The sequence below is a fragment of the Nonomuraea rubra genome, from assembly GCF_014207985.1.
Lineage (GTDB): Bacteria > Actinomycetota > Actinomycetes > Streptosporangiales > Streptosporangiaceae > Nonomuraea > Nonomuraea rubra.
The window spans coordinates 2410314-2427852 of sequence record NZ_JACHMI010000001.1 but is presented as its reverse complement, the minus strand read 5'-3'; the positions used below and the strand labels follow the sequence as shown (position 1 = coordinate 2427852).

Annotated in this window: 16 protein-coding genes; 6 read left to right on the top strand and 10 right to left on the bottom strand. The window is 72.1% G+C overall.

Annotated elements, in window-relative coordinates; translation table 11 throughout:
- Window positions 1-13 precede the first annotated feature (13 nt).
- Together HD593_RS11010 and HD593_RS11005 are read left to right on the top strand one after the other, a co-directional pair.
- Window positions 14-793 (top strand): ThuA domain-containing protein, encoded by a 780-nt coding sequence (locus HD593_RS11010; protein WP_185102068.1) that lies wholly within the window; start codon window positions 14-16, stop codon window positions 791-793.
- A complete protein-coding gene (locus HD593_RS11005) occupies window positions 790-1962 on the top strand; it encodes a Gfo/Idh/MocA family protein (RefSeq protein ID WP_221524724.1) in 1173 nt (390 codons plus the stop codon). The genes HD593_RS11010 and HD593_RS11005 overlap by 4 nt, the downstream gene beginning before the upstream one ends.
- A 153-nt stretch (window positions 1963-2115) precedes the next feature.
- Here the strand turns inward: HD593_RS11005 and HD593_RS11000 are convergent, their stop codons facing one another.
- Window positions 2116-3498 carry a S28 family serine protease gene (locus HD593_RS11000; RefSeq protein WP_312903426.1) on the bottom strand — a complete coding sequence of 461 codons (1383 nt, stop codon included), beginning with the start codon at window positions 3496-3498 and terminating at the stop codon, window positions 2116-2118.
- 147 nt (window positions 3499-3645) lie between these two features.
- Window positions 3646-4068 (bottom strand): hypothetical protein, encoded by a 423-nt coding sequence (locus HD593_RS10995; RefSeq protein WP_185102067.1) that lies wholly within the window; start codon window positions 4066-4068, stop codon window positions 3646-3648.
- 123 nt (window positions 4069-4191) lie between these two features.
- Between HD593_RS10995 and HD593_RS10990 the strand changes: the two genes are divergently transcribed.
- Window positions 4192-5010, top strand: coding sequence for a helix-turn-helix domain-containing protein (locus HD593_RS10990; protein ID WP_185102066.1), 819 nt, complete (start codon window positions 4192-4194; stop codon window positions 5008-5010).
- Window positions 5011-5458: 448 nt separating this feature from the next.
- On the opposite strand, the gene HD593_RS10985 is transcribed toward HD593_RS10990, so the two are convergent.
- Window positions 5459-6043, bottom strand: coding sequence for a TetR/AcrR family transcriptional regulator (locus tag HD593_RS10985; protein WP_185102065.1), 585 nt, complete (start codon window positions 6041-6043; stop codon window positions 5459-5461).
- Window positions 6044-6132: 89 nt separating this feature from the next.
- Here HD593_RS10985 and HD593_RS10980 point away from each other — a divergent pair, with 89 nt between their 5' ends.
- Window positions 6133-6507: a DUF4267 domain-containing protein gene (locus tag HD593_RS10980; protein WP_185102064.1), complete on the top strand. Its 375-nt coding sequence runs from the start codon at window positions 6133-6135 to the stop codon at window positions 6505-6507.
- Window positions 6508-7160: 653 nt separating this feature from the next.
- On the opposite strand, the gene HD593_RS10975 is transcribed toward HD593_RS10980, so the two are convergent.
- On the bottom strand, window positions 7161-8450 hold the full coding sequence (locus tag HD593_RS10975; RefSeq protein WP_185102063.1) for an erythromycin esterase family protein: 1290 nt from the start codon (window positions 8448-8450) through the stop codon (window positions 7161-7163).
- A 123-nt stretch (window positions 8451-8573) separates the two neighbouring features.
- The gene (locus HD593_RS10970; RefSeq protein ID WP_185102062.1) at window positions 8574-10400 is read right to left on the bottom strand and encodes a DUF2264 domain-containing protein; all 1827 of its coding nucleotides are present in this window, start codon (window positions 10398-10400) and stop codon (window positions 8574-8576) included.
- Window positions 10401-10553: 153 nt separating this feature from the next.
- Between HD593_RS10970 and HD593_RS10965 the strand changes: the two genes are divergently transcribed.
- On the top strand, window positions 10554-11633 hold the full coding sequence (locus HD593_RS10965) for a LacI family DNA-binding transcriptional regulator (RefSeq protein WP_185102061.1): 1080 nt from the start codon (window positions 10554-10556) through the stop codon (window positions 11631-11633).
- Between the two features lie 37 nt (window positions 11634-11670).
- On the opposite strand, the gene HD593_RS10960 is transcribed toward HD593_RS10965, so the two are convergent.
- Window positions 11671-12441 carry an SH3 domain-containing protein gene (locus HD593_RS10960; protein ID WP_185102060.1) on the bottom strand — a complete coding sequence of 257 codons (771 nt, stop codon included), beginning with the start codon at window positions 12439-12441 and terminating at the stop codon, window positions 11671-11673.
- A 115-nt stretch (window positions 12442-12556) separates the two neighbouring features.
- Complete coding sequence (locus tag HD593_RS10955; protein WP_312903425.1) at window positions 12557-13528, bottom strand: alpha/beta fold hydrolase; 972 nt, start codon at window positions 13526-13528, stop codon at window positions 12557-12559.
- Window positions 13529-13627: 99 nt separating this feature from the next.
- Between HD593_RS10955 and HD593_RS10950 the strand changes: the two genes are divergently transcribed.
- Window positions 13628-14236 carry a CGNR zinc finger domain-containing protein gene (locus tag HD593_RS10950; protein WP_185111775.1) on the top strand — a complete coding sequence of 203 codons (609 nt, stop codon included), beginning with the start codon at window positions 13628-13630 and terminating at the stop codon, window positions 14234-14236.
- Window positions 14237-14269: 33 nt separating this feature from the next.
- On the opposite strand, the gene HD593_RS10945 is transcribed toward HD593_RS10950, so the two are convergent.
- The 3 genes from HD593_RS10945 to HD593_RS10935 form a co-directional block, all read right to left on the bottom strand.
- Window positions 14270-14587: a hypothetical protein gene (locus HD593_RS10945; RefSeq protein ID WP_185102059.1), complete on the bottom strand. Its 318-nt coding sequence runs from the start codon at window positions 14585-14587 to the stop codon at window positions 14270-14272.
- Window positions 14588-14751: 164 nt separating this feature from the next.
- A complete protein-coding gene (locus HD593_RS10940) occupies window positions 14752-15963 on the bottom strand; it encodes a winged helix-turn-helix domain-containing protein (protein WP_185102058.1) in 1212 nt (403 codons plus the stop codon).
- Window positions 15964-16048: 85 nt separating this feature from the next.
- Entirely contained in the window at window positions 16049-17509 is a 1461-nt protein-coding gene (locus HD593_RS10935; RefSeq protein WP_221524723.1) for an alpha/beta hydrolase domain-containing protein, read from the bottom strand.
- Window positions 17510-17539 lie beyond the last annotated feature (30 nt).

Below are 17539 nucleotides of genomic sequence, written 5' to 3'. Positions count from 1 at the left end.
GAGATCCCCGAACATGACGATCCGAGTCCTGGTGTGGGGCGAGAACCGCCACGAACAGGCCGAGCCCGAGGTCGCCGAGATCTACCCGGACGGCATGCACAACGCCATCCGGCGCGGCATCGAGGCCCGGCTGGGCGAGCGGGCCACCGTACGGACCGCCACCCTCGACGAACCCGAGCACGGCCTGACGGAGGAGACGCTCGCGAACACCGACGTGCTCACCTGGTGGGGCCACGCCGCCCACGGAGAGGTGGCGGACGAGGTGGTGGAACGCGTGCACCGGCACGTGCTGTCGGGCATGGGGCTGCTGGTGCTGCACTCCGGGCACTGGTCGAAGATCTTCACCAAGCTGATGGGGACCACGTGCACCTTGCGCTGGCGCAGCCAGAACGATCGCGAGCTGGTCTGGACGGTGAACCCGACGCATCCCATCGCTCGCGGCATCCCGCATCCGATCGTGATTCCCGCCCAGGAGATGTACGGCGAGCAGTTCGACATCCCGACGCCCGACGAGCTGATCTTCATCAGCTCCTTCACCGGTGGGGAGGTGTTCCGGAGCGGGTGCACGTTCCGGCGGGGCAACGGGAAGATCTTCTACTTCAGTCCCGGTGATCAGGATTATCCCGTTTACCACCATCCGGACGTGTTGCAGGTCATCGCCAACGGGGTGGAGTGGGCGGCCGGGGATCCGGGGCGGCGGGAGATGCCTACCTTGCTGCGGTACGAGATGGGGGAGTTCTTCGACGGGCACGGGTATCGGGGGGCGATGCACAACAAGGAGGGCTCTCAGTGAGCGGGCGGCCGCTTCGGGTCGTGCAGGTGGGGGCGGGGTCCATGGGGGTGGCCTGGCTGCGGACGCTGGGCGCCGCCGAGGACGTCGAGCTGGTGGGGGTGGCCGATCTCGACGTGGCCCGGGCGGAGGCGGCCGTTCTTGAGGTCTTCGGCTCGGGCGGCTCGGGCGGCTCCGGCGGCGGCTCGGGTGGCTCGGGTGGCTTGCGCGGCGGCTCGGGCGGCTCGGGCGGCTCGGGCGGTGGCTCGATCGCGGTGGCCGGCTCGCTGGGCGAGTTGCTTGTGGCGACCCGGCCCGACGCCGTCGTGAACGTCACCGTCCCCGCGGCGCACAGCGCGGTGAACATCGAGGCGCTGTTCGCCGGGGTGCCCGTCCTGTGCGAGAAACCGGCCGCGCCGACCCTGGCCGAGGCGCTCGTCCAGGCCGCGGCGGCCGAGGCCACCGGCCGGCTGCTGATGATCAGCCAGTCGCGCCGGTACTTCGCCGCCCTGGCCGCCTTCCGGGAGCGGATCGCCGGACTCGGCACGCCCTGCCTGCTCACCACCGACTTCTTCCGCGCCCCGCACTTCGGCGGGTTCCGCGACGAGATGCCGCAACCGCTGCTGGTGGACATGGCCATCCACGCCTTCGACGCCGCCCGCCACCTGCTCGCGGAGGAGCCGGTCTCGGTCGTGTGCGAGAGCTGGAACCCCGCCTGGAGCTGGTACCGGGGTGACGCCTGCGCCACCGCCACCTTCCTGTTCTCCGGCGGGACCCGGTACGTGTTCACCGGGAGCTGGTGCGCGGAGGGCAGGGACACGTCCTGGAACGGCGAGTGGCGGGCCGTCGGCGCGGGCGGCACCGCGACGTGGGACGGGGAGCGGTGCGTCACGTCCAGCGTCGGCGGGCTGGTGGAGGAGGTGGCGCCTGCTGTGCACGAGCAGATCGCCGGGGCGCTCGCCGAGTTCGTGGCCGCCGTGCGGACCGGCGTGGAGCCGGATGGGGCGATCAAGGGCAACCTGCGGAGCCTGGCGATGGTCGAGGCGGCCGTCCGGTCGGCCGAGACGGGGGAACGGGTGGGGATCGGGGCGTTGCTGGAACGGGCGTATGAGGAGGCGCTGGCGTTGCCGGTGCGGGATGAGGTGCGGGAGCGGCTGAAGTCCTGGGGGGCGGCGGCCACCGTTCTGGGCTGAAGTTCATGATCGGTGGGCGCGGGTCACGGATTCCGAAAGAACCCGTGACCCGCGCGACCGGCGTGGCGCCCTGCCCTGATCACCGCGCTCAGCCGGCATGGCGCCCTGACGCCCGCGCTCAGCCGGCAAAGCGCTCATACACCCGAGGTCCGGTCAGCGGGTGTGCCGATCGGGGAGCATCGGATCGTCCGGAAGGGGTGACGCCCTTTCCGGGGCCCGCCGGGCCGGTGACACGTCCGCCCAGCGCAGCAACGTGGCCGTCGCCGCCGCCCGTTCCTCCTCGGGCAGCAACGCGATGGACGCTCCGTGGTTGGCGCCCGGCGCGACGTACAGGTAGGAGTCACGCCGGCTCGGGGTGAACTTCTCGGCACTCCACGGGTCGTTCTCGCCGTAGATGAACAACATGCGCTCCGAGCGCGTACGCACCCAGTGGTCCACGTCCAGCATCGGCCACGGATCGTGCCGCGAGCGCAGCTCGGCGGGGAGCACCGAGTTCGGCTGGTAGAGCCCGCGGTACCGGATCAGCCCGCGCAGGTGCCGGAAGGCGAGGTCGGGCCAGCCGAGCTGGGTGGCCGCCTGGTAGTAGTACGGCGCGTAGTACTCCATGCCCTGGTCGGTGTAGAAGGAGAAGGAGGCGACGTTGTCGATCCAGGCGTACAGCTCCTCGTCCGTCGCGGTCGCGGGCGGCACGGACGGGCAGTCGCTCACCGAGAGGTACTGCCAGAACGCCCACGCCGTGTCCAGGACCGTCATCTCGAACGACCGGTCGGCGCTGCCCAGCGTCCTGGCGAAGGTGTAGCCGTTGCGGGCGGCGTCCGCCTCCAGCATCGCCACCATCCGCTCGCGCCGCTCGAGCGCCTCGCGCTGCACGTTCTCCAGCGCGGTACGGCACGCCTCGGTGCCGACCCGAGCGAAGAACCGGTCGTAGGCGTGGTCGAGCGGGTTGATCGGATCGTTGGGCGCGACGTAGGCCACCACCGCGTCCACGTCGCCCGGGTAGAAGCGGCGGTGATAGACGGAGGTCATCCCGCCCTTGCTCACCCCCGTCTGGATCCACTTCCCCGAGTAGATCGTCTTGAGCGCCTGTACGATCCGGTGCTCGTCGGTCGCCTCCTGCCAGATGGTCAGGTCGTCCCAGTCGGCCGGGGACGGGCGCGAGGAGCGGAAGAAGCGGTGCTCGACGGAGACCTGGTTGCCGTCGATCAGGCGGGTCGGCTCGGTACGCGAGGCGGACGGGTTCACCGGGAGCCCGTAGCCGCCGGTGGCGAGCACGACGGGCGCCTGTTCCGAGCGGTGGAGCAGGGTGAAGCGCTGCTGGAAGGTGCCCTTGCCGGGGTTCCGGTGGTCGGCGGGCTGCGTGAGGGACAGGACGAAGAACCGGTAGCCGGACGGCTGGGTCTCCGACACGACGGTCAGTCCCGGGATGGCCCTGAGCCGTTCCAGCAGGTCGTCCCGGGCTGCTGCGGCGGTGGCCGGCGGAGCGGGCAGGACGAGAGCCAGCATGGCCGTCAGCGCGGCCAGAAACCGTAATCGCACGGTACGCGCCCCTTCGGAGGAGGAGGACCGGTATCGCCCGAACGTATACCGATCATGTCCCTCCGGCCACCCCAGCCGTTCACCTCGTCATCCAGCGTCATCCAGCGTCATCCAGCGTCATCCAGCATCGTCCAGTGTCATCCAGCGTCATCCGGCCTTCAACCGCCGGAGCCCGGCGAGCTCCAGCCCGGCATAGACGGCCACCACCAACGCCCCGGCCAGCATGAACGCGACCCCCAGCCCGGTCAGCGGGATCACCTCCGTGAACGCCAGGACCAGCAGCGCCACGCACGACAGCGCGTTCCCCGCCACGACGAACGCCACGTAGCGGGCGGGGATCCGCGGATGGCCGGCGATGAGACCGAGCGCCGCGGCCCCGCCCAGCATGGCCACGCCGAACGGGATGGACCACGCGGTCGGCAGGCCGAGCGGCCCGCTGAGAGGCTGCGCGGCCGCGAGCATCACCACGCCGAAGACGGCGGTGCTCCACCCGTCGATCCGCAGGATCGTGCGCAGCGGGCCCGTGGTGTCGGCTTGCGGGTGCCGGGCGGTCCCGGTCGGGGTGCTCATCCGAGGTCTCCTTCGCCTGAATGGTTCCTGTCCGGACAAGACCATGGCACCGCGCCGGTCATGTGCTCAATAACCTCCGAGGTCATGGCGCCGCCCACCTGCCCGTGTCCTATCCTCCTCGGCATGGACGCGGAACAACCGTCTCGGGTGGGCGCCTTGCTGCGGGAGTGGCGGCAGCGCCGCCGGCTCAGCCAGCTCGATCTCGCCAACCTGGCCGACACCTCGGCGCGGCACCTGTCGTACATGGAAAACGGCCGCGCCCGTCCGAGCCGCACGATGTTGCTACGCCTGTCGGCCGCACTCGACGTGCCCCTGCGCGAGCGCAACACGCTGCTCCTGGCCGCCGACTACGCCCCCGCCTACCGGGAGAGCAGCCTGGACGACGGTTACATGGCCTCGATCCGGTCCGCGCTGGACACCATGCTGGCGGCGCACGAGCCGTACCCCGCCGTCGTGGTGGACCGGGTCTGGAACGTGCTGCAGGGCAACCGCGCCATGGGCGTCCTGATGGACGGCATCCCGCCGCACCTGCTGCAGCCGCGGCCGAACGTGTTCCGGCTGGCCCTGCACCCCGACGGGCTGGCGGCGCGGCTGGCCAACCTGGAGGAGGTGCGAACCCTCTTCCTCGAACGGCTGTCACGCCAGGTCAACGCCACCGGAGACACCGAGCTCCAGCGGCTCCACGAGGAGGTGTCCCGCTACCCTCTCCCATCGAGCGGCGAGGAACCCCGCCATGACCCGGCCTCCGGGCACCGGCCGAGCCCGATCCAGGTGCCGCTGAGGATTCGCAGCCCGTTCGGGGAGCTGGCGATGTTCAGCACCATGGCCACGTTCGGCGCTCCGGCGGATGTGACGCTGGCCGAGCTGGCGATCGAGCTCTTCTACCCTCTCGACGACTTCACCGCCAACACCCTGCACGCCCTCTCCCGCGGCCAGCCCTGAGCGACCGTGCCCACCCACTCACGCAACCGGACCTGAGCCGACCCCGCACACCCACTCACGCAACCGGACCTGAGCCAACCCTGCACACCCACTCACGCAACCGGACCTGAGCCAACCCTGCACACCCACTCACGCAACCGGGCCCGAGCCAACCCTGCACACCCACTCACGCAACCGGACCTGAGCCAACCCTGCACACCCACTCACGTGACCGCACCCGAGCCGACCCCTCACACCCACTCACGTGACCGGGCCCGAGCCGACCCTGCACGCCCGATCCACCTGGGCACGAGCAGGCGCATCCACCACCACGGTCTCCCGCCCGCAGCATGTGCCCCAGCACGCGCCCCACCGCCACGAACCCCCACCCGCAGTGAGCGGCGGGATGCGTCCCTCATGCCCGCCGACTCCAGCACAGCCGGCCTTGGCGGAGCCGATCCCCGCTCTTCTAGGGATACTTGGCGGTGAAGCGGGACAGGAGCAGGGCGAGCCTCCTGTCATGACCGTCGCTGGGCAGCCGGCCCGCGCGCATGAGCGTGGCCAGCCCGTGCAGCGCGGCCCAGAACGTCTCCACCAGCAACCCCAGCTCCTCCTCCTCATCCGCGAACGGCCGCACGGCCTCCTCCAGCTCGCCGTACGCCGCCCACAGTTCACGCGGCGCTTCAGGATCGGCGAACGGCAGGTCCACCCTCTGGTGGAACATCGCGTCGTAGAGCGCCGGCCGCCAGCCCGCGAACGACGTGTACGCCTGCGCGACCCCCGCCAGCGCACCGGCCGCGTCCACCGCCTCCGTACGGGCAGCGCGCAGTTCCCCGGCCATGTCGGCGAACCCCTCCACCGCCACGGCCGCCACGATCGCGTCCTTGCCCTTGAAGTGGCTGTAGAGCACCGGCTGGCTGTATTCGACCCGCTCGGCCAGCCGCCGGGTCGTCACCGCCTCCCACCCCTCGGCCTCGGCCAGCTCCCTGGCCGCCGCGATGATCAGCTTCTCCCGCTCGGCACGCACGCGCTCCATGCGCGTCTGTTTCGACATGCACTCAAATCTAGCACCGCTAGAACTTCTGCCACCGCTAGTGCTAGCGTTGCTCGCATTCCTAGCACCGCTAGATTCAAGGAACGGACATGCTTACTTACCTTGCCTACGGCCTGGCCATCGCCCTCAACCTGATGGTGCTGTACATCGGCGCCCGCTTCCTGCTCGTACCGCGCCCGTCAGCCGCCGGCTACGGTGTCCCGGCCAAGGAGGACGGCGATCCGGCCTACCTCACGATCAAGGGGGTGCGCGACGGCACCTACGGCGTGCTCGGCCTAGCCCTGCTGGCCTTCGCCGGACCTACGGCCGAAGCCTGGTTCATGCTGGTCGTCGCCCTGGCGCCGTTGGGCGACACGGTGATCGTGCTGCGGCATGGGGGGACGAAGGCGGTGGCCCTCGGCATCCACTTCGCGACCGCCGTGGTCATGCTGATCAACGCCGCCTTGCTCTTCGCCGTGAGCTGACGGCCCCCTCCGCCCCGCCCCCACACCGCCCCGCCACTCCTCCGCCCCGCTGCTCCACCGTTCCACCGCCCTACTGCTCCACCGCTCCACCGCCTCACCGCTCCACCGCCCCGCTGCTCCACCGCCTCACCGCTCCACCGCCCCGCTGCTCCCACCGCCTCACCGCTCCGCCGCCTCACCGCCTCGCTGCTCCACCGCGACGATCTGGTTCGGTCCGCTCTGTCGGCGGGCACGAGGCCGGCGGTCAGGCGCAGGTCCTCCGGGTGGTCCCGCAGCCTGCGCCACACCGGCGGCCGAGCGGCTGGTGGCGAGCGGCTCATGGCGAGCGGCTCATGGCGAGCGGCGAGCGGCGGGCGGCGGGCGGCGGGTGGCGGGTGGCGGGTGGCGGGCGCACAACCGCGCTGATGCGGGCCGACCCATGCCGCTGATCGGCGCGACCCGAGTGCTGATCGGCGACCCGACGAACTGGTCTACGTGACCCGACGGGCTGGTCTACGCGACCCGACGGGCTGGTCGAGACGAACCAACGTACTGATCGGCGCGACCCAACGTCCTGATCGGCCCGACCCAACGTCCTGATCGCCGCCTTGGCAAGTTCGTCCCACCCCCACCAACCTCAGCAGCCCTCGCACACGGAGGCTGCGCGCACGGCCTCACCCCTCGGCGCGCCTCAACACGTGATCGGTGCCGCTGGACCGCGACACGTGCGCGATGGCGTCGAACGCATCGAACACCGGCATGTCCAGGAAGTAGTCCGCCATGCGCGAATGCTGGAAGGAAGCCGCATCGTCGATCTGCGGACGGGCCGCGCGCAGATCGGCGAGCGTCCACAGCCGATCCGTCGGGAACGCCGACTCGATGCTGCCCTCGACGGGCGGGGGCAGCGGCGCGTCGTACCAGGCGCCCTGGGGCCGTTCCGGGGTCGGGTCGCCGAGCGTGGTGGTACGGCCCAGGCTCGACGTGATGCCGATGGCCCGGTAGTCGTCGCCCAGGGCGGCCGCGAGGTGGACGCCCGTCGGCATGAGCAGGTTCCCCTGGCTGTCGGCCGCCGGCGTGCGCTGGATGTGCCAGTTGTGTGCGGCCAGCACCACGCGCGCGCCGCCCTCCAGGAGGCGCAGTACGGACTCGGCCATGTAGACGTCCCGGAACGTGGAGGCGGACTCGAAGCCCTCCTGGACGTTGGCGCGATGGAGGTGGTCGAGGTACCAGGCGCCGCGCAGGTGCCACATGGCCGTGTCGTGCTCGGCCCCGTAACCGTGGGCGTGCTGGACGAGGGTCAGGCGCTGCAGGTGCGCCATCAGCCGGCTCAGCGCACTGGTGAGCAGGTCCTGCTCGCCGGGGCCGAGGTTCTGGTAGCGGCCGAGCGCCGTGAAGATCACGGGGTCGTCGAAGCGCCGCGCCACGCCGGCCGCCTGTTCGAGCGCGGGAAGCGCCTCCGGGGCGGCCCAGCGTACGTAACCGGCCACCTCCTCCAGCGCGGGCAGAGGCGAGGCCGCGGCCCCGGGCAGGTCGGTGCCCAGGCAGCGCAGCGGCGGCTGCGCGGCGGCGTGGTTACGCTCCCTCATCCAGGCCAGCACCTCGTGCATTTCCCGGCACCGGCCCAGCGACAGGGCGATGCCGTCCGCCGCGACCTGCTCCACGGTGCCGGGGCCGCCGCGTACCCAGTCGTCCAGGACCTGGCCCTGGGTGAACGGGGCTTCCAGGGCGTACACCTCGAAACCGCACCGTTCGACCAGGAATCGCAGGATGCGGTGGCGTACCTGGTAGAACTCCCGGATGTGGTGGGAGCTCTCGCCGAGCGCCACGACCCGCGCGCCGCCGACGAGGTCCCGCAGGGGTTCGAGATCGTCCACGGCTCGCTGGAAGTCCAGGGATTCCAGGGCCACAGCATGTTCGCCGGCCCAGTCGGCGAAACTCGTCCGGCGGTTCGCTCTCACGTTCATGCCCGACAGCGTTTCGTGGCGGGCCGGCCGCGGTCGTCATGCCTGAGAAGGGACTTGCGGGTACGACCGGTGGAGCAGACACGTTCCTGATGACGACGTGGGAAGTATCGGGGGACAGGCCGCTCAGCTCGGGTGTGCCGCCGGCACGTCCGCGCCCATGTCGACCGCCACCGTCCCTCCCCCCGGAAGGGGCAGCACGACCACGTCACCGGGCTCGACGCGGACTGCGGGCGCGGGCGGGTCCTGCTCCGCCCCGGCCAGCCAGACCAGGCTGACGTAGAGCGCGGTGCCGCCCGGGTGGGACGCCGCGAACGCGTACGGGGTGGCGGAGTGGAGCCCGAAGGCGTTGGCACCCGTCGCGGTGACCAGCCCCGTGCCCGTGAAGCCATGCAGCGAGCGCACGGCGCTGGTCAGCCCGTCCGGGCGGGCGGCGAGCGCCAGGCCGTCCTGCTGCCGGAGCGCGGGCGCGGCCGGGGCGGCGAGGGCGTGGCCGCCGTCCCGTACCTGGTGCCCGGCCGGCGCCGTGACGCGGTGGATCCTGATCTCCGCGGCGCCGTCCACGACGGAGGCGGTCACCACGCGTACGGGACCGTCCTGGTAGGCCGAGGCGGCGAAGCCGTCGGAGACGGCGAGCGGTTCGATGAAGCGGCGCAGCGAGACGGTGCCGTCGGGTGCGACGACGGCCACGTGGTTGTCCACGCCCTGCGCCCGCTCCCCCACCTCGGGGCCCGTGTGGCTGCTGTAGGCGAGCTTGGTGTAGTACGGGTCGGGGGCGCCGTCCGGGGGCTGGACGCGGTCGCGGTCGCTGCCGTGGTTGATCAGGCGTACGACGCCGTCCGCGCTGGTGGAGCGCAGCAGCCAGCCGGGGGCGGGCATGGCCAGCGACCGGTCGGCCAGCTCGACGGGCGCGGGCTCCTCGGGTGCCGTCCAGACGGGGTGCTCGGGCGGGAGCAGCAGGCCGAGGAACGCCTTGCTCGCCCAGTACGGCGACGCCGGCCCCGAGTACGACTGCGCGATGGACGGGAACGGGCCGTACCAGCCGAGGGAGAGCAGCCCGCGCTCGTCCGGCGCGCCGCGCTCGGCGAAGTGGCGCAGCACCCGCCCGGCGATGCGCCGGGTGCGGCCGGGCGGCAGCGGCGAGGCGCCGGTGAGCGCGCCCAGCCACAGCGGCGCCACCGTCGCGAACCGGTACGTCAGCGAGCGCCCCTGGTGCACGGGCCCGCCGTCGGCGGCGAAGAAGTGCTGGTACTGCTCCAGGAAGCGGTGCAACCGGCCGGCGTACAGCTCCTGCCTGGCCGTGTCGCCGCTCATCCTGGCCCACAGCGACGGGTACAGGTGCAGCGCCCAGCCGCAGTAGTAGTCGAAGTTCTTGCCCTTGCCGTCGGAGTACCAGCCGTCGCCGGCGTACCACTCCTCGATGCGCTCCAGCCCGCCGCTGATCTCGCCCGGTTCGTACGGCCCGCCCACCCCGGCCAGGAACTGTTCGACGATCACCCGGAACAGCACCCAGTTGTTCTCCGGCGTGCGCCGCCCCACGAACCCGGCCAGCCACTCCACCACCCGCTCCTGCTGCCCGGGCGAGAGCCGGTCGAACAGCCACGGCCGCGTCTCGTGCAGCGCCAGCGCGATCGAGGCCGCCTCGACGAGCTGCTGCGACATGTCGGTCAGCGCCGGCCACGCGTACGGGTGCGCCGGGTCGGTGCCGGCGTTCAGGCCGCTCGCGTACCGCTCCAGCAGCCCGGGCGGCACGTCGCCGCCCGCCCCCGCGATCCTGAACGCGGCCAGCAGGAACGTGCGCGCGTACCCTTCGAGACCGTCGCTCACCGGCCCCGACCTGCTCGCTCTGCCGGGCAGGCGGTACTGGGCGAAACCGTCGGTCGCGTACGGCAGCACGGCGGCCAGCAGGTGGTCCGCCGCGGCCTCCCAGTGTTCACGAGGGTGCATCGACATAAAGCGGATACTAGGCCACTATGCCGGGAAAATGGAGACGGTGGGGGCGAGGTCGCGGTAAGCGTTTTACTCGCACGGTGATTTGACACCATGACAGCCGGGCGGAAACATTCCATGTAAGCGGTTTACCCACGTGTTTCACCGGGAGGTGGCATGGTCCGGCGAGCGGCGTCCGAAGGCGGAGAGCGGCGGCCGACGACGATCCGCGACGTGGCCGCGCACGCGGGCGTGTCCGTGGCCACCGTCTCCCGCATCCTGTCCGGCTCCTACCCCAGCGCCCCGGCCACCCGCAGCAAGGTCATGAAGGCGGTCCGCGAGCTCGACTACGTCGCCAACGCCAACGCCCGCAACCTCGCCGGCGCCAGCAGCCGCAGCGTCGCCATCATCGTCAACTCGGTCGTCTCCCCCCACTACGCCCACGTCGCCCAGGGGGTGCAGGCGCAGGCCGCACTTGAGGGCAAGCTGTGCATCGTCGGCACCACCGGCGGCGACCCGGAGCGCGAGCTGGCCACCGTGCAGCTCATGCGGCAGGAGCACGCCGAGTGCGTGATCCTCGTCGGCAACGTCGTCAACAACGACGCCTACCGCGAACGCATGGCCGACTACGCCCGCGCGCTGGCGGCGGCCGGCTCGCAGCTCGTCCTGTGCGGCCGGCCCACGCTGGGCCCCGACGTGCCCGCCCTCGTCGTCGAGTACGACAACACCGGCGGCGCCTACGCCATCACCAGCCACCTGCTCTCGGCGGGGCACCGGCGCATCCTGTTCCTCGGCCGGCACGAGGGCTACACCACCTCCGACAGCCGCATCACCGGCTACCGCAACGCGCTCGCCGACCACCGCGTCCCCCACGACCCCGGCCTGGAGGCCGACGGCACGATGGAGCGCAGTGAGGGCTACCGCATGATCCGCGAACGGCTCGCGGCCGGGCCGCCCGACTTCACCGCCGTCTTCGCCGGCAACGACCTCATCGCCGCCGGCGCCCGCCAGGCCCTGCGCGAGCACGGGCTGCGGGTGCCCGACGACGTCTCCATGGTCGGGTTCGACGACCTGCCGCCGGCCGCCGACATCGACCTCACCACCGTGCACGTGCCGCACGAGGAGCTGGGCCGCACCGCCGTGCGCCTGGCGCTCGAACGCGGCCAGGACAAGGCGGCGCCGGCCCAGCACGTGCTGCTCGGCACGCACATCATCGTCCGCGACTCCGTGCGGCCGATCCGGCCTGACCTGGGCTGACCTCCTCCGGCGGTCCTTTTGGACGGCCGCCCTGAGGTCAGCCGGGCTCCACGTCGCCCAGCCAGACGTAGCCGTCGTCCACGTTCAGCCAGGCGCTTTCCGAGGTGCTCGGGCCGATCGCGTTCGCGATCTGCTGGATGACGTACGCGGCCGGGTAGGTGGTCGTCGCCGCCTGGGCGGGGACGGCCGTCGAGGCGGCCGGCTCGTCGGCGGTCATCTCGCTGTACACGTCATGCGCGGCCGAGTCGCCGGAGGTGTTGTCACCGGTCGCCATCTCACCGGACGGCATGTCACTGGACGGCATCTGACCGGCGGGCATCTCACCGGTAGGCATCTCCGCGGACGGCATGTCGCCGGTTGCCATCTGGCCGGCCGCCATCTCGGCAGCCGCGGCCTCGGCCTCGGCAGCAGCCGCCATCTCGGCGGCCTCTTCGACCGTCGGCATGGCGGCGGGGATGTCCTCGCCGGCCATCAGCTCGGCGATCTGGGTCGCCTCCTCCTCGGTCATCTCGACGTAGCCGGTCGTCTCGTCGTACTGCACCGGCTCGCCGTAGTCCATGCGGCCGACGACTTCGTAGGCGGGGCCGGGGCCGGCACGCACGGGCGCGCCCTCGGGATCGGCCACGCGCAGGTCGTCGTCCTCCGGCATCGGCTGGACGGCCTGGACCCGCACCGGCCCGGCGACCACGTCGGCCTGGGTCCGTACTTGCCCCGTGGCCACGTCGGCCTGCGCGGTGGTCGCCGCGCCGAGCAGGCCCGTCGCGCCTGCGGCGCCGGCGATGGCGAGCTTGGTGATGGTGGTCCGCATCGCGGGTACCCCCGATTCCTGCTTCTTCGCGACCGCCGCTCCCCACGGAGAGCCGTCGCCTTGCAGTCACCTGTCGGGCTGCCCCGCGGCCGGGAGGTCCCATCCCGCCCCGGCGTCAAAACCGGCCCAACTGCCCCTGCGGCTCACCCGTAACGGCCGCCCCATCCGCCGCTTCACGGAGGAAGGGCAGGAGGTGGCCGAGGAGGGCGTCTGGGCTCTCCTCGGGGACGTAGTGGCCGCAACCGGGCAGTACGGCGGTGCTCAGCCGTTCGGTCACGGGGGCGAGCAGAGCGCCGAGGCGTTCGCCCTGGCCGCGGTCTCCGGAGACGCCGAGGACCGGCAGCGTGAGCGGGCGCTGCCTGCGGCGGTGGTTCTGGGCGATGTTGTCGTCCGTGGCCCGGTAGTAGTCGAAGCTGGCGCGCAGCGCTTCCGGGTCGCGGGCGATGCTCTCGACGTAGAAGGCGACGGCCTCGGCGGGGAGCGGGCGGGCGGCCTTGAGCTGGAACTGGTCGCCGTAGTAGATGTGCTCCCGGCCCCGGACCAGCAGCTCGTTGACGGAACGCCGCCGGTTGAACGAGAAGTGCCACAACAGGTCGTTCTGCGCCTCAGGGCCGAAGATCGGGATGTCGGGCGCGAGGCCGGGGATGGTGGCGTCGATCAGGACGAGGCGGTCGACGGCCGCCGGGTGGTCCGCCGCGAGGGCGTAGCCGATCCACATGCCCACGTCGTGGCCGGCCATGGTGAAGCGGTCGTGGCCCAGCGTGCGCATGAGGGCGACGAGTTCGGCGGCCACGGTGGCGGTGTCGTAGCCGCCGTGGGGCTTGTCGGAGCGGCCGACGCCGCGCGGGTCCGCCGCGATGACGCGGAAGTGCCCGGCCAGGCGGGGCATGACGTGGCGCCACACGTACCAGTTCTGCGGCCAGCCGCCGACCAGGAGCAGGGGGTGTCCGGCACCGCCCTGCACCGTGTGCAGCCGGACGTCGCCGACGCGGACCAGAGTGCTGTCGAAGACGTCCGCGAAGCCTTCGGGCAGCCAGGGGACGCCGGTCACGGTACCGAAGCCCGTGATGCGGTTGGAGTGGTTCACATGAACCTGTTTAAACGGTTCGCCGAGGTCATGTCAACCTGCCCGTGCGACCCTGCGCTTCCCGTAAGATGAACCATCATGACCGGTTCACCTGCTGCCATGGACGCTGCTCCGCGCGGCGCGGAGGGCTTCCGGCTGGGCAACGAGATCCTGGCGTTCCGCTTCGTCGCCACGCTCTCCGAGCGGCGCGGCGATCCGGTGGAACGCATCCCCACCCCGGAACGGCTGGGCGCCTGGCTGAGCGCCAACGCGCTCGGCGAGCCCGGCCTGCCGGTCTCCGAAGCCCTCCTCCGGGAGGCCCGCGACCTGCGCGAAGCCATCCACCGGGCCGGCACCGCCATCGCGGGCGGGGGCGTGCCGGATCCCTCCGACGAGGCACTGCTCAACCGGTGGAGCCTGCGTCACCGGGCCCGGCTCGTCCTCGACGGCGGGCGGGCGCGGTGGCGGCTCCCGGACACCGACCCGGCACGGGCCGCACTCGCCGTCGTCGCGCTCGACGCCATCGCGACGCTCGGAGGGCAGGGGGACGGTGTGATCAAGCGGTGCGAGCAGGCCACCTGCGGGGGGCTCTTCGTGGATGCCAGCCGTGGCGGGCGGCGGCGGTGGTGCTCGATGGCGACGTGCGGCAACAAGATGAAGAAGGCCAACCTCAAGTCGGCCCGGGCCAGGAGCGACGACCCGGCAGCACACAGCGGCGAACGCCCCTGAACGGCGAACGCCCCGACGGCATGGGCGTGCTGATCAGCGCGGGCGGCTGAGGGCGGCCTCGGCCAGGTCGGTCCAGGTCTCGGCCGAGGAGTGGGGCACGACCACCCAGTCCTTCATCACCCTGCCCTGCCCCGAGGGGTCGAACAATGACGCCCCGGCCAGCTGGAGCGCGGCCGCGTGCTCGGGAGTATCCCTCACCAGCCGGAACACCATCGCACCGTCACGCTGCAGGCTCGCGAACACCTTCCCCGCCTGATCCTTGAGCGCGGGACTCCCCATCATCCTGGAGATCCGCACCCCCAGATCGGCCAGCTCGTCGCCGACCCGCTTGAAGTCCTCTTCCGCACTCATCTTCACTCGCCCCCGAACTCGATGGCGGCATGGCCGGACAGCTCGTCGTGGCCGGGGCTCCTCCCGCGTGACACGATCGCCCGGCCCCGCCTTTCGCCAGAACGGCGATCAGGCTAGCCCTCCTGGCCACGCCGATCAAGCGCCGGTCAGGGACCGGAACAGCGTCAGCGGGCGGCCCGCCATGGCGTCGCCACCCTCTCGCCGTAGACGATCTCGCGGGCACCGGCGAACGCGGCCAGGCCGGTGATCGCCTCCGTGACGGCCCGGACGGTGCCCTGGCCGGTGGTGGTGCCGTCCTCAGGGAAGACACCCTCGATCTCCAGCACGCCGCGCCGCCTGTCCATGCGCGGGACGAGCCGCCCGATCAGCCGCTCCTCGTGCAGGATCGGCATGATGTAGTGGCCGTACTGCCGCTTGGCCTTGGGGACGTACATCTCCGTGCGGAACGCGAAGCCCCAGAGGCGCTGGGTGCGTTCGCGGTCGCAGATGAGGTTGTCGAACGGGGACAGCAGCGTGGTGTGCGGCTGCCAGGCGCCGCGTTCGAGGAGGGCGAGCGCGTCGGTGTGCGCGTACCAGACCTCGTCGCCGCCCTCGACCTCCACCTGTACGACGCGGCCCGCGTGGAGCAGGGCGGAGAGCGCGTCGGCCAGGCCCGGGTAGCGGGCGCGGGTGAAGTGGCGTTCGATGTCGGGGACGCGGGCCACGCCGAGGGCGCGCAGGGCGTACTCGGCGGCCCGGGCCACCGCCTCCTCCTGGGAGAGCCGCTCCGCCTGCGCCCAGTCGGGGAGCCAGCGCTCCGTCAGGTCCCAGTGGCGGGTGCGGCCCTGCCGGGACGCCACCGTGATGTGGCCCTGGGTCCACAGGAAGTCCAGCATGCGCTCGACGTTGCGGCCGTTGGTCCAGCCCGTCGACTTCCACGGCACCGCCGCGAGATCCTCGAACGCGCCCGGCGGGAGCGGGCCCTCGTCGCGCAGGCGGTCGAGCACGTGGCGGCGCAAGGCGTCGTTGGCCTCGATCCAGTCGCGTACGGTGCGGGCGTAGTCGGACTCGCCCGTGGCGTAGCGGCGCATCATGAGGTGGTGGATCGGGTAGTCCTCGGCCAGCACGATCGAGGCGGCGTGGGCCCAGTACTCGAACAGCCAGCGCTCCCGCCACAGCAGCGCGTCGAGGTCGGCGGGGTCGTAGTGACCTGCCCGGCTCCAGAGCACGAGCAGGTGGCTGCGGGCCACCGCGTTGACCGGGTCGAGCTGCAGGCAGCGCAGGCTGCGCAGGATGGTGCGCAGGCCCTCGAGGCCGGCGCCCGGGCGCGGGCCGGCCAGGTGCTGGCACATCACGGCCAGCCGCCGGGCCGACTCCAGGGTGAGGGTTAGGGCCACGAGGCAGGAGCGTAATCGAAAAGACGTTCGACGGCAAAGTGGGGTTCCGGTGGCCGGCTCGGGGCCGGCGGTTCAGGGATGACGTTCATGGCCTGGTGTCGATGAGGTTCTGGCGGGCGTCGCCGGGGAGCAGGTAGCCGGCCTTCACGTTGCGGGTGTCCGCACGGACGACCGCCGCCACGTAGTGGCCGTGCGTCGGGTACAGCCGGTCGAGTTGCGCCTGGTCGAACGGGAGGTGGGTGCCGAACAGCACGCAGAACGTCTCCCCCGAGTTGTCGCCCGTGTTCAGCGCGGTGGGCGCCGCCACCTGCGAGAGCCGGATGCCGCCGCGTGCCAGCCCCAGCTCGTCGCGCGCCTTGGTGCCGTCGGCGGCGAACTCCAGCGGCGGCGCGGAGGGCGGCGCGGTGCCGCGCCGGGCCCAGCGGGTCAGGTGGTCGTAGGCGGCGGCCAGGACGTGGTGCAGCGGGACGCGGCTGAACGGCGGCCTGGCGCACGTGTACGTCGGCGGGGCCCCGAGATCGCGGGCCAGCAGCGGGACACGGGCGCTGTAGCCGTGCCATCCGGAGTGCGCGCTGCCGGCCACCTCCCAGCGGCGGAACCGCTCGGTGTCCGGCGGCCGAACGGGCGAGCGCACGTCGGTCTCCGACAGCACCTGGAAGACCGGCTCCGCGCCGGCGCGGGTGGGGGCGGGGCCGACGATCTGGCCGTACCCGTCGAAGACGCTCTCGATGTGCGGCAGCACGGCGTCGTAGTAGACGGCCAGCCTGCCCGCCGACTGCGAGGCGCCGATGGCCAGGACGGTGCCGGCCCGCAGGCGGCCGAGGAGGGCCGGTGCGGCCGGGGCCCTGATGGCCTTGGCCGCCTGGGAGAACACGTCGTAGGAGAGCTGGTCCGTCATGAACTGGCCGCCGCCGGTGACGTCGAGGGTGCCGTAGCGGGCGGGGCTCCACTGGCGGAGCTGGTTCACGCCCACGCGCTGGGCGGAGATGCCGACCCACGCGTACCCGGCGCGGGTGAGCTGCTCGGTGCTCCAGAGGGCGTCCAGGTCGTATCCGGCGGTGACGTTCTGCCACTCCATCAGCACGGTTCCGTTGAACGCGGCCTGGCTCACCGGGCGGCGGACGATCACCCTGGTCCGGTACGGCACGTCGGCGGCGAGCAGCTCGCCCGTGGCGCTGTAGGCGTCTGCGTTGCCCGACAGGTGGAACTCCTGCTCGACGTAGCCGAGCGCGCGCAGGTCGGCGTCGGTGGCCAGCCACGGGTAGGTCTCCGGCAGCTCCGGCGAGGCGGGATCACCCGGCGGAGCCCCCGGCAGCGGCCCCTCGACCCGCGGAACGTCGACCGCGGTGGCGACGGCCTGCGCGGCCGGCGCGAACGACGCAGCCGACGCAGCCGGCGCGAACGACGCGGCCGACGCAAACGACGCGGACGACGCGGACGACGCGGACGAAGCGAACGACGTGGACGACACGGACGACGTGGGCGGCAGGGTCGCGACCACCAGCGCCGCGCCCGCGATCAGTGCCGCTCCAGGAAATACCGCCATGAACGCGATCTCCTTCCGGACCCCGGGAAG

What these genes read in the sequence shown, in the direction of transcription:
- HD593_RS10935 (WP_221524723.1), bottom strand. Translation starts at nt 17,509, where the DNA reads ATGGCGGTATTTCCTGGAGCGGCACTGATCGCGGGCGCGGCGCTGGTG.
- HD593_RS10960 (WP_185102060.1), bottom strand. Translation starts at nt 12,441, where the DNA reads ATGCGGACCACCATCACCAAGCTCGCCATCGCCGGCGCCGCAGGCGCG.
- HD593_RS10985 (WP_185102065.1), bottom strand. Translation starts at nt 6,043, where the DNA reads ATGTCGAAACAGACGCGCATGGAGCGCGTGCGTGCCGAGCGGGAGAAG.
- HD593_RS10945 (WP_185102059.1), bottom strand. Translation starts at nt 14,587, where the DNA reads ATGAGTGCGGAAGAGGACTTCAAGCGGGTCGGCGACGAGCTGGCCGAT.
- HD593_RS10995 (WP_185102067.1), bottom strand. Translation starts at nt 4,068, where the DNA reads ATGAGCACCCCGACCGGGACCGCCCGGCACCCGCAAGCCGACACCACG.
- HD593_RS11010 (WP_185102068.1), top strand. Translation starts at nt 14, where the DNA reads ATGACGATCCGAGTCCTGGTGTGGGGCGAGAACCGCCACGAACAGGCC.
- HD593_RS10965 (WP_185102061.1), top strand. Translation starts at nt 10,554, where the DNA reads ATGGTCCGGCGAGCGGCGTCCGAAGGCGGAGAGCGGCGGCCGACGACG.
- HD593_RS10980 (WP_185102064.1), top strand. Translation starts at nt 6,133, where the DNA reads ATGCTTACTTACCTTGCCTACGGCCTGGCCATCGCCCTCAACCTGATG.
- HD593_RS10950 (WP_185111775.1), top strand. Translation starts at nt 13,628, where the DNA reads ATGGACGCTGCTCCGCGCGGCGCGGAGGGCTTCCGGCTGGGCAACGAG.
- HD593_RS10975 (WP_185102063.1), bottom strand. Translation starts at nt 8,450, where the DNA reads ATGAACGTGAGAGCGAACCGCCGGACGAGTTTCGCCGACTGGGCCGGC.
- HD593_RS10970 (WP_185102062.1), bottom strand. Translation starts at nt 10,400, where the DNA reads ATGTCGATGCACCCTCGTGAACACTGGGAGGCCGCGGCGGACCACCTG.
- HD593_RS10990 (WP_185102066.1), top strand. Translation starts at nt 4,192, where the DNA reads ATGGACGCGGAACAACCGTCTCGGGTGGGCGCCTTGCTGCGGGAGTGG.